Genomic DNA, 3,177 nt, shown 5'->3' with positions numbered 1-3,177 from the left:
CGCATGATACCAAGCAAATAGAGAAGAATGACTTTCGAATTTCTTCAATTGATGTGGAAGGACACCAGCTTTTATTAACATCTTCTGATGTGYATAACTTAAAAGGTGTGAATGTCGCATTATTAATCAACAATGAACGAATCCATCCAACTTTTACAACGACAACTTACAATGAAGAAATAAATCAATTACAAGGAGTATTCGAATTTACCCAAGCCATAGAAGAACCATTTGATTTAACGATAAGACGCCACAAAATCGAGGAACAAGTATGGACCTTCATGTTACCTACCACCGTGATAGTCCCTTAATAAAAAGAAGGCTTGAGGAATGTCCTCAAGCCTTCTTTGATCCTTATTAGTATGCTTTTGTTGCTCCACCGTCAACAACCATTGATTGTCCTGTCACATACGTATTCGCATATGACCCTAAGAAGACAATGGTTCTGGCAAATTCATCAGGTGTCCCATATCTACCTAATGGAATGGCAGCGGTCAATTGGTCTTTCGCTTCCTCATATTCTAACCCAAGTTTAGCGGCGCGAATATGATCCAAAGCTTCTACCCGGTCAGTTGCTATGCGGCCAGGTCCAACTGTATTGATTAAGATATTCTCCCCACCTAACTCTTTTGCCAGACTTTTAGAAAGTCCGACGATAGCCGTTCGGAAGGTATTGGATAAAATCAATCCTTCTACGGGCTCTTTGATCGAAGACGAGGCAATATTTACAATACGACCTGCCCCTCTTTCACGCATCGATGGTAAAACGGCACGGATGGCTCTAATAAAACTTAGTAAATTAAGCTCGAATGCCCCTTGCCAATCAGCATCTTCAAAAGCATCAAATCCTMCAGCTGGCGGACCTCCAGCGTTATTAATGAGTACATCAATTCCACCGTGTAGAGCCGTGGCCGTTTCAATTAGTCTTTTTATATCATCTGGGTTACAAATATCGCAAGTGATATATGGAGGCCTTACACCTGTAGCTTCTTCAATCTCAGCAACTGTGTTTTCAAGTTCTACTTCATTTCGACTCGAAAGAAGCACCTGTGCGCCTTCTTTCACATATAACTCAGCACAAGCCCTCCCTAGCCCTTTACTAGAAGCTAAAACAATAACAGATTTTCCTTTTAAACCTATATCCATACTAGACCCTCCTTGCTTTCACCTTATTGTGCAATATTTGTATCCGTGACCGTAGAGTTCTTTGCTTTTCTCCATTGCCATACAACAACCACTAAAATGATCGCAAGACCAATGATGTCTTGAACCATATTCGGGTTCATAAAAAGAATCGCTCCTCCGAATAAGATCGCGCGCAACACCCAATGAATTGTGCTAAATAAGTATCCTTCAGCTGCTGTTCCGAGCATTACGACTCCAGCTATCGCCGTAATCGTTACAGCCGCTCCTTCTACAAATGTGGTATTAATAAGAAGGAGTGCATCGTTATAAACAAACATAAACGGAACGATAAAGCCGGCAATTGCTAGTTTCATTGAGATAAAGCCGGTCCTCATCTGATCCCCTCCGGATATCCCTGCCGCTGCAAAGGCAGCAAGCGCAACCGGTGGTGTGATATTTGCAAATAAACCAAAGTAGAATACAAATAGATGAGCAACTAATGGTTCTATGCCATATGAGATTAAGGCAGGTGCGGCCATTGTTGCTGTGATAATATAAGTCGGAATACTTGGCAGCSCCATTCCTAATACAATACAAGCAATCATTGTAAAAATAAGAGTTAAAAGTAGACTATCTCCACCAAGAGTTACAATTCCATTTGCAAGCTTCAAGCCAAAACCAGTCATCGTTGCTACCCCTACAACAATCCCAACCGTWGCACACGCAACCGCTACTCCAACAGCTGTTCTTGCACCGGATTCAAGAGCATCCACGATATCTTTCATACTCATGCGAGTTGTTTTTCTAATCATAGCTACAACGATTGTAACCAAAATCGTTAAGAATGCAGAATAGATAATCGTACGTCCACTAAAGAACAACATGTATAAAAGAAAGAATAAAGGAATTAACAAATGCCCTCTTTCTTTTAATACTTCCATCACTTGTGGTAGGTTTTCTTTTGAGATTCCTTTTAAACCTTCTTTTGTTGCACGAAGATGAATTTGTACAATAATTCCTAAATAGAACAATAATGCTGGTAGAAGTGCTGCTAGAGCAATCTGACTATAAGGAACCCCTAACATCTCTGCCATAATAAAAGCCGCAGCCCCCATGATCGGTGGTAAGATCTGTCCCCCAACCGATGCCGCAGCTTCTACTGCTCCAGCAAAGTTACGATGATAACCGATTTTTTTCATCAATGGAATCGTAAATGAACCAGTCGTTACGACGTTAGCCACCGCAGCACCGTTTATGCTTCCTAAAAATCCACTAGCTATTACTGCTACTTTTGCAGGTCCCCCTCTAGTTTGACCTGCAATGGCTAGTGCCATGTCGTTAAAGAATTGCCCCATTCCAGACTTAGAGAGGAAGGCACCAAACAAAATAAATAAGAAAATATACGTAGCTGAAACTCCAATGGCCGTTCCATAGATCCCTTCAGTCGTGACATACATGAAGTTAACTAGTTCATCCCATGTATACCCTCGATGACGAAAAATTCCTGAAAGCTCTCTTCCAAACAAACCATAGAGAAAGAATAAAATGGCWAGCACAGGTAAACCCCAACCTGTTACACGTCGAGCTGCTTCTAGTACAAGAACAACAAGAATTCCGCCAAACAATAGATCAAGCTGATTTGGTAAACCACCGCGATTGACAATACCGACATAATCGACAAAGATATAGACCGTTGTTGAAAATGCCATTAATGCAAATAGGAGATCATACCAAGGTAATTTTGTACGATTTGCCTTTTTAAATGGTGGATAAAGCAGAAAGACTAATGCTAGGATAGCCGCCACATGTAATGAACGATGCTKTAAAGTTACAGGCGTCCCAAAATATGATGTGTACATATGATATACAGATAATGAAATAGCTAAAAGGGAAACTATAATAGCAACTATTTTACTTTTAAATGAACGAAATCTCGATTCCGCATCATATTTTTCTAATAACTCAACTTGCTCTTTTGTTAACTCTTCTGGTTGTGGATTTTGTTGCTTTTCCATCTCCATCACCTCTTTTCAATGATTAATTGTAATGGTT

General features: G+C 40.4%; 3 protein-coding genes. 1 reads left to right on the top strand and 2 read right to left on the bottom strand.

The annotated features are described in order from the left end of the window. The coding region (locus AB685_RS31575; protein ID WP_047974112.1) for a hypothetical protein at positions 1 to 311 on the top strand (311 nt) is incomplete at its 5' end. Between the two features lie 46 nt (positions 312 to 357). Here the strand turns inward: AB685_RS31575 and AB685_RS29170 are convergent. Together AB685_RS29170 and AB685_RS29165 are read right to left on the bottom strand one after the other, a co-directional pair. Then, positions 358 to 1,146 carry an SDR family oxidoreductase gene (locus AB685_RS29170; protein WP_047974111.1) on the bottom strand — a complete coding sequence of 263 codons (789 nt, stop codon included), beginning with the start codon at positions 1,144 to 1,146 and terminating at the stop codon, positions 358 to 360. Positions 1,147 to 1,169: 23 nt separating this feature from the next. Further along, a complete protein-coding gene (locus AB685_RS29165) occupies positions 1,170 to 3,140 on the bottom strand; it encodes a TRAP transporter permease (RefSeq protein WP_047974113.1) in 1,971 nt (656 codons plus the stop codon). Positions 3,141 to 3,177 lie beyond the last annotated feature (37 nt).

The sequence above is a fragment of the Bacillus sp. LL01 genome (assembly GCF_001037965.1).
The sequence above is the reverse complement of the archived record's forward strand: the minus strand, read 5'-3'. Positions and strand labels throughout refer to the sequence as shown.